Origin of the sequence: Streptomyces minutiscleroticus, from assembly GCF_014650875.1 — a bacterium.
Classification (GTDB): domain Bacteria; phylum Actinomycetota; class Actinomycetes; order Streptomycetales; family Streptomycetaceae; genus Streptomyces; species Streptomyces minutiscleroticus.
Genome location: NZ_BMVU01000113.1, coordinates 1 through 11,065 on the forward strand (window position 1 = coordinate 1; position 11,065 = coordinate 11,065).

At 68.8% G+C, this 11,065-nt stretch carries 12 protein-coding genes and 4 pseudogenes; 6 read left to right on the plus strand and 10 right to left on the minus strand.

The window, feature by feature from the left end; translation table 11 throughout:
* Positions 1–213: 213 nt before the first annotated feature.
* The gene (locus tag IE271_RS39155) at positions 214–777 is read right to left on the minus strand and encodes a hypothetical protein (RefSeq protein ID WP_308435256.1); all 564 of its coding nucleotides are present in this window, start codon (positions 775–777) and stop codon (positions 214–216) included.
* A gap of 769 nt (positions 778–1,546) precedes the next feature.
* Here IE271_RS39155 and IE271_RS39160 point away from each other — a divergent pair.
* Together IE271_RS39160 and IE271_RS39165 are read left to right on the plus strand one after the other, a co-directional pair.
* Positions 1,547–1,864: an ANTAR domain-containing protein gene (locus IE271_RS39160; protein ID WP_268256278.1), complete on the plus strand. Its 318-nt coding sequence runs from the start codon at positions 1,547–1,549 to the stop codon at positions 1,862–1,864.
* 12 nt (positions 1,865–1,876) lie between these two features.
* Entirely contained in the window at positions 1,877–2,131 is a 255-nt protein-coding gene (locus IE271_RS39165; RefSeq protein ID WP_190195216.1) for a hypothetical protein, read from the plus strand.
* A 113-nt stretch (positions 2,132–2,244) separates the two neighbouring features.
* On the opposite strand, the gene IE271_RS44220 is transcribed toward IE271_RS39165, so the two are convergent.
* Both IE271_RS44220 and IE271_RS44225 read right to left on the minus strand, forming a co-directional pair.
* Positions 2,245–2,430, minus strand: a complete 186-nt coding sequence (locus IE271_RS44220; protein WP_351285945.1) for a hypothetical protein — start codon at positions 2,428–2,430, stop codon at positions 2,245–2,247.
* Between the two features lie 32 nt (positions 2,431–2,462).
* A pseudogene (locus IE271_RS44225) lies at positions 2,463–2,789 on the minus strand (TetR/AcrR family transcriptional regulator); the annotation flags it as partial.
* Between the two features lie 207 nt (positions 2,790–2,996).
* Here IE271_RS44225 and IE271_RS39175 point away from each other — a divergent pair.
* The 4 genes and pseudogenes from IE271_RS39175 (at position 2,997) to IE271_RS39190 (ending at position 6,700) form a co-directional block, all read left to right on the plus strand.
* Positions 2,997–4,436: an aldehyde dehydrogenase gene (locus IE271_RS39175; protein ID WP_190195217.1), complete on the plus strand. Its 1,440-nt coding sequence runs from the start codon at positions 2,997–2,999 to the stop codon at positions 4,434–4,436.
* A gap of 170 nt (positions 4,437–4,606) precedes the next feature.
* Positions 4,607–5,149 (plus strand): annotated as a pseudogene (locus IE271_RS39180) (aldo/keto reductase); the annotation flags it as partial.
* Positions 5,150–5,405: 256 nt separating this feature from the next.
* A complete protein-coding gene (locus IE271_RS39185) occupies positions 5,406–6,149 on the plus strand; it encodes a vWA domain-containing protein (protein ID WP_229919932.1) in 744 nt (247 codons plus the stop codon).
* Positions 6,150–6,316: 167 nt separating this feature from the next.
* Complete coding sequence (locus IE271_RS39190) at positions 6,317–6,700, plus strand: hypothetical protein (RefSeq protein WP_190195219.1); 384 nt, start codon at positions 6,317–6,319, stop codon at positions 6,698–6,700.
* A 41-nt stretch (positions 6,701–6,741) separates the two neighbouring features.
* On the opposite strand, the pseudogene IE271_RS39195 reads toward IE271_RS39190, so the two are convergent.
* The 7 genes and pseudogenes from IE271_RS39195 to IE271_RS39215 all read right to left on the minus strand — a co-directional run.
* Positions 6,742–7,158: pseudogene (locus IE271_RS39195) on the minus strand (ATP-binding protein); the annotation flags it as partial.
* A gap of 79 nt (positions 7,159–7,237) precedes the next feature.
* Positions 7,238–7,405 carry a hypothetical protein gene (locus IE271_RS43010; RefSeq protein ID WP_229919933.1) on the minus strand — a complete coding sequence of 56 codons (168 nt, stop codon included), beginning with the start codon at positions 7,403–7,405 and terminating at the stop codon, positions 7,238–7,240.
* Between the two features lie 126 nt (positions 7,406–7,531).
* Positions 7,532–8,422, minus strand: a complete 891-nt coding sequence (locus IE271_RS39200; protein ID WP_229919937.1) for an IS110 family RNA-guided transposase — start codon at positions 8,420–8,422, stop codon at positions 7,532–7,534.
* Positions 8,385–8,645, minus strand: a complete 261-nt coding sequence (locus IE271_RS43015; protein WP_229919938.1) for a hypothetical protein — start codon at positions 8,643–8,645, stop codon at positions 8,385–8,387. Before IE271_RS43015 ends, IE271_RS39200 begins: the two co-directional genes overlap by 38 nt.
* 185 nt (positions 8,646–8,830) lie before the next feature.
* A complete protein-coding gene (locus IE271_RS39205; RefSeq protein WP_190195220.1) occupies positions 8,831–9,202 on the minus strand; it encodes a hypothetical protein in 372 nt (123 codons plus the stop codon).
* Positions 9,203–9,227: 25 nt separating this feature from the next.
* Positions 9,228–10,338 (minus strand): annotated as a pseudogene (locus tag IE271_RS44430) (IS110 family RNA-guided transposase).
* Positions 10,339–10,754: 416 nt separating this feature from the next.
* On the minus strand, positions 10,755–11,065 hold a 311-nt coding region (locus IE271_RS39215; protein WP_229919936.1), incomplete at its 5' end, for a transposase.

Genomic DNA, 11,065 nt, shown 5'->3' on the forward strand with positions numbered 1-11,065 from the left:
ACAGTGAAGCCCCCGCCCACCGAACTCCAGAACCTCATCGACGCCGTCACCACTGGCAGACCTCTTGACCTCTACTGCCCGGATTAACAAACCACCGCTAGCTTGACGCTGGCAGTGCTCGCACAGGTGCGGGAGCGACCGACGAGGCCGAACACTCTCGGCGCTGCGGCGGTGGAGCCGCCGGCAGCGGCTCCACCGCCGTCGGGCAAGCTGTCACACGCTGGCGCTGATCACACCGCGGGTGCTGAGCACGATGTACGAACCGTTGGCGTCCAGCCCGGCATCGCGCTGGTCCGCGTCCAGCGTGGCCACCACGGCGCCCTCGCCGTCGAGGATGTGCGCACGGTAGTGCTGCTCACCGAGCTTGACGACCTCGGCCGTCCAGCCGCCCGCGAGTTCGTGGGTACCCGGAACGCTGTGCTCACCGCCGGTCCAGGAATGGATCTCGCCGTCCATCCCGAGTACGACGTACATGCCGTTGGCGTCGAGTCCGGCGTCCCGCTCGTTCGCCTCCAGCGTGGCCACCACCGAGCCGCCGCTCACTATCTCGGCGCGGTAGTGCAGGTCACCCAGCTTGCTGATCTGGGCCGTGCTTCCGTCGACCAGAGTGACCGCGCCGGCCGGTGAGCCCGCCCGGGCCTCCACGCTGTCCGCACCACCGTTGCCGGTGGAGTGGGAGGCGGAGACAAAGCCGTTCGCCGCTGGGCTGGCAAAGGCCTCGGTGCTCCCGCTCTGGTAGGCGGTCAGCGAGATCGCCGCTGCGGCAGTGAGGGTCACCAGGCCAGCGAAGCGTACGGTACGGCGAGCAGTCATGGGTGGAACCTCCTATGGGTCATCGGATACGGCCACTTGCGCCTGCTCCGCAGGACGGCGGGCCGCCTACTGTTCGTTGCGCCCTACAAGAGGTTTCCTTGGCCGTAGTTGGTTCGCCTGATTTTGTCCGCACTTGGTAACAGAGGAACAAGCCGTCGACGACGGCTGTGGAGGCGGCGGCAGACCACCGCCCGTGTTCTGCCCAGAACGCCTAACAAAACGCGAGGTTCTTCAATCGGCGCCAGCAGATGATGCGGGCGGATGCTGCCGTCGGCGAAGTCCTGGCGGGCCGTCACCGGCGCGTAGTGCCATGCGCCGTGGGCCCAGACGGCCAGGGCGGGGCGGTCGCCCGGCGGCCAGGTCCTTACGCGTGGTTCGGGGCCCTCTTCGGGGTGCCAGGGCCGCGGTGGCTCCGGCTCGGGCAGATCGCTGTCCATGCCGTCGACTGTAGGCGGGTGGTGGGCCTTGCCTGTCGTGCGGGCGGCGCCACCGCATGGCAGGTCACGCGGGGCCGGGCGCGGAGAGTCCGGCCGCTCGGTGCTGCCGGCGGCAAAGGGACTGGGGTGGGGCTGGTCACAGGGGAGCTCCGTGATCGGGCCCTGGTGGCGGTGGGCTGCTGTAATGGCTGGTCGGCGCCCGGCTCCCCAGACCCTGGAGGCGAACGTTGACCCAGACGCAGTCCCCGCAGCACACGCCGGATCCGTTAGACCGGGCCGCGGCGAGGATCGCCGCATTGGAAGCCCGCAACGACCAGCTGCGGCAGGCGATGCGCTCGCATGCGGTGGTGGACCAGGCCATCGGTGTCCTGATCGCGATCGCCCGCATCGGCCCGGAGCAGGGCTGGGAGGTGCTGCGCGAGGTCTCCCAGCACGCCAACATCAAACTGCGGCAGGTGGCCGAGGAGATCATCGCCTGGCCGCGCACCGGCGAGCTGCGCCCCGCCGTCCGCGCGGTGCTGCGCCGGCGTCTGGATCTGGACGACTGTCGCAGGGTGCCGTGGTGGTGTGCCGGCCCGCCCGGATCGGGGACGGCCGGCCGCGGCGGGCGGTGACGCTGTCAGCCGGTGCCGGTGCCCCTCGACGCGGAGGCCGGCCGCGTTTCGGTCCTCGCCACGACCGAGCAGGCTCTTTTTTTCCTGGGCCGGGCCCTCGTCGAGGACGTCCCCCCGCTCCGTGTGAACGCCGTGGTCCCGACGTCTGCCGGCGGTGCGGACGACGGGGCGGCGGTCGAACACCTCGTCGGGCAGATTCTCGGCGTGCCAGATAGGAAGAAGTGGTCGGGCATGGCCGTCACCGCGGGCAGAGCGCGACGCGTCTGACGGCCGGGGCGAGGTCTCCGGTCAGCCGCCTGCCTCGCCGCGCGGCGCGCGAGCGGCCGCGGCTCACCCGGAGCACACGGCCAAGCCGGCGGCCATGGCGCAGGCGGCATCGGTCAGACGGGCAAGAAGTTCACCACCGCGTGCGCGAGGCGTGATTCCTCCGCGTACAGCCGGGCCAGTGCCTCGGGAGGAGTGGAGATCTGCCACAGGGCGCCGGCGAGCAGGCTGACGGTGCTGATGAGTTCCCGCGTTGCCGCCTTGTCGAGAACGGGTTGGAAGAGGGCGCCGGCACCGGCCATGTCGTCCAGGGCGGAAAGCGCCTCAACTTGTATGCCAGGACCGCCTCGGCCGACACGTGCCGTTCCAGGCGCAGGGCCGTATGCGCCAGCCGATCACACAGGAGCGGCTGCTCGACCGGGGTGGTGCACAGAGCCTTGGCCAGTTCGTCCGCGGTGCCGTCGAGCCGCCCTTCCGGCGTCTCCCGCAGCGCGGCGGCCCACCGTGTCCAGCCCTCGGCGGTGAGGCGCAGGTGGATGTCCTCCCGGGTCTCGACGTAGCGCAGCACCGCCGACTTGTTGATGCCCGTCCGGGCGGCGATGTCGGTCAAGGTCACCGCGCGCACGCCGTTCTCCAGGGCCGGCGAGCGCGCCGCGTCCATGATCGCGGCGAGCCTCAGCTCCTTGCGCTCGGGCCTGCGGGCGCCTCGGACGTGTGAGGACAGTCTGGTCACGTCACCGGTTTTACAGAACACCGTTCACTTGACTAAGTGAACGGTGTTCTCTTAACTTGCGCCGGGGGCATCCCTGCCGCAACAGCGCGCCCGCCCTTCCCCGAACGGCGCACCATCACAGAACGAGGACCCGCAGTGATCACGTACGACAAGCTGTACATAGGCGGACAGTGGACCGCGCCGGCCAAGAAGGAGCTCCTGGAAGTCCGCTCTCCGCACGACCGCTCCCTGATCGGCCTGGCTGCCGAAGCCACCAAGCCCGACGTGGACCTCGCCGTCGCCGCGGCCCGCAAGGCGTTCGACGAAGGACCCTGGCCCCGGCTGGCCCCCGCCGAACGGCACGGGATCGTCACGCGCTTCAACGAGCTCTACGCCGAGCGAGCGGAGGAGATCGCCGATCTGACCACCGTCGAGAACGGCAGTGCCCGATGGTTCACCGGCTGGACCTCCGCCGCGCTGCCCCAGCAGACCGACGCCTTCCTGCGCGCCGCTGCCGCCCTGCCGTGGGAGGAGGAACTCCCTCAGGCCGAGGGCGCCCCGGGCCGCATCCTGGTGCGCCGCGAGCCGGTGGGTGTCGTGGCGGCTGTCATCCCTTGGAACGCCCCGCACCAGTCGGCACTCGTCAAGATCATCCCGGCGCTGCTGGCAGGCTGCACCGTCGTGCTGAAGACCTCGCCCGAGAACGCTCTGGTGACCTTGCTGCTCGGTGAGATCCTCACCGCCGCGGGCCTGCCGGAGGGCGTGGTCAGCATTCTACCGGCCGACCGCGAGACCAGCGAGTACCTGATCTCCCACCCCGGCATCGACAAGATCGCTTTCACCGGCTCCACGGGCGCGGGGCGCACCATCGCGGCCATCGCCGGCCGGCAGCTGAAGCGGGTGAGCCTGGAGCTCGGCGGCAAGTCCGCCGCCATCGTCCTGGACGACGCCGACCTGGACGCCATGGCGGAGGGCCTGAAATTCCTCTCGTTCGCCAACAACGGCGAGGCGTGCGTCGCCCACACCCGGATCCTGGTGCACCGCAGCCGCTACGACGAGGCGGTGGCCAAGCTGAAGGACCTCGTGGAGTCGCTGACCGTCGGCGACCCCATGGATCCCGAGACCTTCATCGGCCCCATGGTCCGGGCCGATCAGCAGGCACGGGTGCGCTCCTACATCGAGACCGGCATCCGCGAGGGCGCCCGGCTGGTTGCCGGCGGGCCCGAGGTGCCGGCCGGCCTGGAAGACGGCTACTACGTCACTCCCACCCTCTTCGCCGACGTCGACAACTCGATGACCATCGCCCAGGAGGAGATCTTCGGTCCCGTCCTCGTGGTCATCCCCTTCGACGACGACGACCACGCCGTGCGCATCGCCAACGACTCGCCCTACGGCCTGGGCGGCGGAGTGTGGACCACCGACGAGTCCCGCGCGCTGGAGATCGCCCGGAAGGTCCGTACCGGCACCTTCTCCGTCAACGGCGCCCCTTTCTCCTTCGACGGGCCCTTCGGCGGCTTCAAGAACAGCGGCATCGGACGGGAGTTCGGCACCGTCGGCCTGGGCCAGTACATCGAGTACAAGACGATCGCCGGCTGACCCCACACCCATCACGGTGAGACGGCACGAGGCGTGCCCGGAGCTCCTCCCGGCACGCCGGCGTGCCGCCACCTCCCCCACCAGACAGGAGCACGCCGGTGGCGAACACCCGCACCACCCTGGGACACAGCAGTCTCTGCGTCCGCCCGATCGGTCTCGGCTGTATGGGCATGTCCCAGTTCTACGGCGACGCGGACCGGTCAGAGGCGATCGCCACGATCCGGCTCGCCATCGACCTGGGCGTCGACTTCTTCGACACCTCGGACGTCTACGGTGCGGTAGGCGCCGCGCAGGAGACGGACGGATTCGGGCACAACGAGACGCTGCTGGGCGAGGCGGTACGGCATCGCCGTACGGAGGTCGTGGTCGCCACCAAGTTCGGCGCCCGCGTGACGCCGGAAGGGGAGGTCGTCTACGACGGCAGGCCCGAGTACGTCCGCCAGGCGTGCGAGGCCAGCCTGCGGCGCCTCGGCACCGACCACATCGATCTGTACTACTGCCACCGGCTTGACCCCCGGGTGCCCGTCGAGGAGACGGCCGGAGCCATGGCGGACCTGGTCGGTGAGGGGAAGGTGACGGCCATCGGACTGAGCAACGTCGGAGCCGACGTGCTGCGCCGCGCGGCCGGCACCGCTCCCGTGTCCGCCCTGCAGAGCGAGTACTCCTTGTGGGAGCGTGCCGTGGAGGCGCAGGTGCTGCCCGCCTGCCGTGAACTGGGCATCGCTCTGGTGCCCTACAGCCCTCTGGGCCGCGCTGCGCTGACCGGCAGCATCGGACCCGCCACCGGGGCGCCGACCCAACCACCCGTCAGGTTGGAAGAGGCTCAGGGTTCAGGCATCCGGCACCTCACGCCGTTCCTCTGCCGCCTCCGCCTTCGGCACCATGGCGCCTGCGCGACGAGGACTCGCCGCCATGGCGGAAATCCGGGAACCGCACGTGCCGCGAACCGCTGCAGATCATCATGGACCAGTGATCGAGACGAACGGCAGCAAGCGCACTCCCGCCATCAGCCTGTCCAAGGTGCAAGAACGCGCGCCCGACCTGGTCAGCCTCTACGAGTCGGCCGGCGCCAGCATCCGCCACCACGGGCTGGAAGGCGTGCGTGCCGCGGTGTATCTCGTACTGGACCGCTCCGGGTCCATGCGCCCCTACTACGCGGACGGCACCATGCAGCACCTGGCGGAACAGGTTCTGACCCTGTCCGCTCACTTCGACGACGACGGCACGGTCCCGGTGGTCTTCTTCTCCACCGACGTCGACGGGTCCACCGACCTCACCCTCGGCGGACACCGCGGCCGCATCAACAAGCTGCACGAGAACCTGGGTCACATGGGGCGCACGAACTACCACTGGGCCATGGACGCGGTCATCGACCACTATCTCGACTCCGGCAGTACCGCGCCCGCCCTGGTGATCTTCCAGACGGACGGAGGCCCCACCAGCAGGCCGGCCGCCGAACGCTACCTGTGCAAAGCCGCCCGGCTGCCACTGTTCTGGCAGTTCATCGGCTTCGGCGACCCCGACGACAACGAATTCGCCTTTCTGCGCAAACTCGACACCCTTGCCGTCCCCGCACGCCGCGTCGTCGACAACGCCGGCTTCTTCCACGCCGGGCACACCCCTCGCGCCATCCGCGACCAGCACCTCTTCGACCAACTGCTACGAGAGTTTCCCGACTGGCTGGCAGCCGCTCGCACCGCCCACATCCTGTAGCCGGCGTTAACGGTCTGGGCTGGCCCCACTCTTCCGGCTTGAGCTGGCCCCGGCTTGGCCTTCGGCGGGGCCGAGTTCCGGTCTGATGTGACCCCGTCTTCCGGTCAGACCCGGCCCCACTTGATATCCGATGATCCTGCGTCTCCGGGCTGTGCCATGATCCTCACGTGGATAGCCCTGATGATGGTGCTCGTCGTCGCTCTCTGCTGATCGCGTCGCTCACTGTTGTGGCTGCCGACGCCTCGGCCCAGATGGCTTGGGTCGACCAGTATCAGATGGTGACTGACGAGATCGCTCTGGACTTCGAGCACGCTTTCCGATGTGCCAGAGGTTCTTCGACGGACCTTGATCAAGACGTCCTTGCTTACCTGAGTGCGATCGATGTGATCTTCGATGACATGAGCGGCCAGGGTCAGGCGGACTGCTGGAGCAGTGAAGCTGTGGCCGCAGACCTGAGATGGAGCGAGGCACGAACTCTCGCTCGGCAGGCTCTCCTGGCGCTCGTGGGCGCGTGGTGTTTGCCCATACCGAAGCTCCGCACGATCGAGTAGTTCAGGGACCTTTCAGAAGGATGCCGCTGCGGGCCCCTCGATCAGCGGGAGGCTTGCTGCTCGGCCCAGGTCTGGGCGAGCCGGTAGGACTCGGTGCCGGTCTCGATGATGGTGCCGTTGAAGGTCAGGCGGTCGACGATGGCCGCGCAGAGCCGGGGATCGGTGAAGGTCTTGGTCCAGCCCCCGAACGATTCGTTCGAGGCGATCGCGACACTGTTCTTCTCCTCCCTTTCGGTCAGAACCTGGAACAGCATCTCGGCGCCGCGGCGGTCCAGTTCGAGGTAGCCCAGCTCGTCAATGCAGAGGAGATCGACGCGGCCGTAGCGGGCGATGGTCTTGGTGAGCTGCTTCTCGTCGGCGGCTTCGACGAGCTCGTTGACTAGGCGGGCGGCGAGCGCATAGCGGACCCGGAAGCCGACCATCGCCGCGGCGGAACCGAGTCCGATCAGCAAGATGCTGATCGGAAAATCGACGTCCGGGAGGGCAGGCGGCAGCATCCGGGACGCTTGCGGACCGGATGAGGATGGGGCGGGCCGGTCAGGTTGATGCCGGGGTGAGGGCGACCTGGTGGCCGAGGGCCTGGAGCTGGCGGACGAGATCGCGGGTTGTGCGGGCGGGGTCGAGGTGGCGGCGGTGCCAGTCGGCGCCGAGCTCCTGGTAGGAGGCGTCCGGGTCGGTGATCAGGTACCAGGCGATGACCAGCATCGAGCGGGCGGCGGCGACCAGGGCCTTGGCGTGGCCGCGGCGTCTGACGATGCGGCGGTAGCGGGCGCCGAGGAAGGTGTCGGTGCGGGCCGCGGCAGCGGCGGCCTCACCCAGAGCGCCCTTGAGTCAGGGATTGCCCTGCCCGGCCGGGCCCGTGCTGCTCTTCGCACCGGACTGGATCGTGCGCGGACACAGCTTGGCCCAGGAGACCAGGTGTCCGGGCCTGGGGAAGCTGCGCATGTCCGCGCCGATCTCGGCGAGGATGACCTGCGCGGTGGCCGGCCCGATGCCGGGAACGGCGTCCAGCTTCTCGGCCAGGACGCGCGCACTGACGGCAGGAACACCGTTTTCGGGGTCCGTGTCGCCGTGCGGGGTGGTGATCTCCTCCAGGGTTCGGGCGATCAGCCGGTCGAGTTCGCCGATCTGTGCGGTGAGGTGGTCGACGGTGCCCGGCAGCACCCGCAGCAGGTGGGCGTGGTGGTTTTCGAAGCGCCCGGTCAGCGCCTCGACGAGGGCCGGTTTCTTCCTGACCAGGCTGCCCCGGGCGAGGTCCACCAGGGTTTGCGGGTTGTGTTCTGCGGCGACCCGGGCGTCGAGCATGGCCCGCCCGGAGGCGCCGAACAGGTCCGAGACGACGCCGGACAGTTTGATCTGCGCATCCTGGAGGGCCTTGTCGACGCGGTGCTTGTGCCGGGTGCGTTCCTGGACGAAGACGGTACGGGTGCGGGTGTAGTCCCGTAGCTGCCTCACCGGCTTCGGAGGGACGAACGAGGCGCGGACCATGCCGCGTTCGGCGAGCTTGGCCGGCCAGACCGCGTCCAGCTTGTCGGTCTTCGGGCGCCCGGGGACGTTCTTCACGTCACGGGCGTTGACCAGCCAGCACTCCAGGCCGCGGGCCTCCAGCAGATAGAAGAACGGGCGCCAGTACGAGCCCGTCGCCTCCATCACCACCCGCTCGACGCCCCGGCACAGCAGCCGATCACCGAGTTCGAGGATCGTGTTCGTCGTCGAGGCGATGCGTCCAGACCTTCTGAACGCGCCGCCCCTCGACGGTGTCGTGCGGAATGCGCAGGCAGACCATCCCGGACGCCTTCGCGATGTCGATCGCCGCGACCCTGGCGACCGTCCCGTCGTCGTGGTCTTCTCCCGCTTCCTCCATGACATACCCCTGGTGCGATGGCGTGAGCGGGGGCTGCCCGGGAAGCCAAGGGGTAACGGAGAAGCTGATCGGCGTGCTCAAGACGACAGTGTGCGGCCCCCTCGGACGGCTCCCTCACCAGACTCCTATGCGGGCTCACAGCCCAACCATCAAGCGGCGTCGGCGGACAGCCCCCGTACCGACTTTCACGCCTGCGGGGCGTCACCGCAGGCGAACGGTCGACTCCTATAGAGCGTCAAGCCGTTTGATGGCAGTGGCTTCTGATGTCACTTGGTCTCGGTCACGTGGACGCTGCCCAGGTCCTCGATGGGGCGGTGCGGCACGTATCCTCGCGGCCGGATGGTAAAGGAATCGGCGCGGAGCCGTTCCGGGCGCATGAAGAAGGCCGCCCAGATGCCTGCGGGCCGAGCCTCTTCGGGCATCCCGGGCTGCTGGAAGCGTCCTTCGAGGACCACGAGGTAGCAGGGGTCGGGCGCGGACCGCACGCCGCCTGGTTGCAGGAGCTGGGTGGCGGCATCACGGGTTGTTGCCACGACGCGGATGCGGTCCGGCCGCGCGTGGCCGTGTGCGCGGCACCAAGCCAGAGCCTCGTCACGGATGCGGGTCAGGACGGACGAAGTCGGATTCGCGTTGGTCATATCGCCCCCGGTGGAGAAGCTCACCTCACGGGAAACGGCTGCCGGAGTCACGTACAGAGCCAGGCTGCCAGGTGAACTGCGGTAGCCGGTGGTAGACCTCGCGGGCGACGAAGCGTTTGAGACAACGGATGATGTCCTTTTCGGACAGCCCTTCGGCGGTGCGTCGGTTGACGTAGTCCTGGGTGCGTGTGTCGTACTTCATGCGGACCATGACGATGGCGTGCAGGGCCTTGTTCGCCTGCCGGTCGCCGCCGCGATGGAGCCGGTGGCGGTCGGTCCGTCCCGAGGACGCGGGGGTGGGAGCGACGCCGCACAGCCGGGCGAAGGAGGCTTCGGTTCGCAGCCGCTGGGGATTGTCGCCTGCGCTGATGAGGAGCTGGCCGGCGGTCTCCGGGCCGATCCCGGACTGTGCGCGACGAGCCTCGGCGCGGCCTGGGCGACCAGAGGTTCTATCTCGGCCTCGGTCTCCTTGATCTCTTCGTTCAGCGCGAGGTAGCGGCGGGCCAGGCGGCGCAATGTTGGCCTGGCCGCATGCGCCGGGTCGGCGGGATCACCGGCCGGGCGGGCGCGGGCCAGGGCTTCGATCAACTTGCTGGTGGTCAGTCCCCGGCCCCTTTCCTTGCCGGTGGTCAGTCCCCGGCCCCTTTCCCGGACCTCGCTGGGCGCGATGATGATCAGAGCGCGGATCTGGTTGATCGCCTGAGTGCGGGCCTTGACGGCGCTGATCCGGGCCGTGCGCAGCACTCGTATCGACTCGGCGATGCCGTTATGGCTCTTCGGGGTGCCTTTGGCGCGGCCGGACAGGACGGCGGCTGCAGCGCTGTAGGCGTCCAAGGGGTCGGTCTTGCCATAGACGTGGCGGATGCGCTTGTCGGGCCGGTCGACCTCGATGACCGGATGTCGTGGGCGTGCAGGAAGCGGGCGAGTTCGGCCCCGTAGTGGCCGGTGCTCTCCATGCCGACGGCCAGGACCTCGCCGTGCGTTCGCAGCCACCTCAGGAGGTGGCGGTAGCCGTCCGGGATAGTCCGGAACGACTTGGTGGCCAACTGTCGGCCGACGGTGTCGATGACCGCGAGCTGGTGGAAGTCCGTGTGGGTGTCGATGCCGCCGATCACGGGCGTGGGTCCAGCGTTCATGGGGTAGTCCGCAGTTTGTCCGAGCGATTCGAAGGAGCACGTCTCGGCCGGGCTGACGGACAGCACAGTGATGGGACCGCTGGTCGAGCACCTATTAAGTCACGGGAGCCCCACCCGCTACGTGCGAGGTGGCACCGTCCCGCGGACCGACAGTTCACGAGACGGACAGCCGAAGCGTCAGTGAGTGATTGAGTCAGGCCCGCAGGGCGATGCCACCAAAGGAATCATCCCCCTGCGGCAAGATTCATACTGGCGCTTCCCGAATCATCACTGTGGATGATGGCGCTCAGAGCCAGAGAGCGGGACGCTCGTCAAAAGCTCGGAAGCGACCGTAGGTACTGGCGACCACAGGGGGTCATGTCCCGCTGAGTGGTGGAGTTCGTTCGGCCGCGTGACGCTCAGCGGGTGTGTTTCGGCTATGCGCCGGTGAGTGCGGGGGCCGCCACCGGTTCGCCGGCGGCGACTTGGGCCATGGAGCCCTCGGGGAGGTAGCGGCGGTCGGTGACCTGCCACTCGTCGTGCTGCTCGGCCAGGACCGCACCGGCCGGCCGGGCCGGCGCGGCCGGATGGGGAAAGACACCCACCACGTCCGCGCGGCGTTTGATCTCCCGGTTCAGCCGCTCCAGCGGATTGGTACCTGGTATGAAATTTTTTGGGTGCCGCTTTCCTGGTGGCCGGGCCTGGTTCACGGCCGTACGGTGCAAGCGCCGGGACAGGGGCGTCTGGG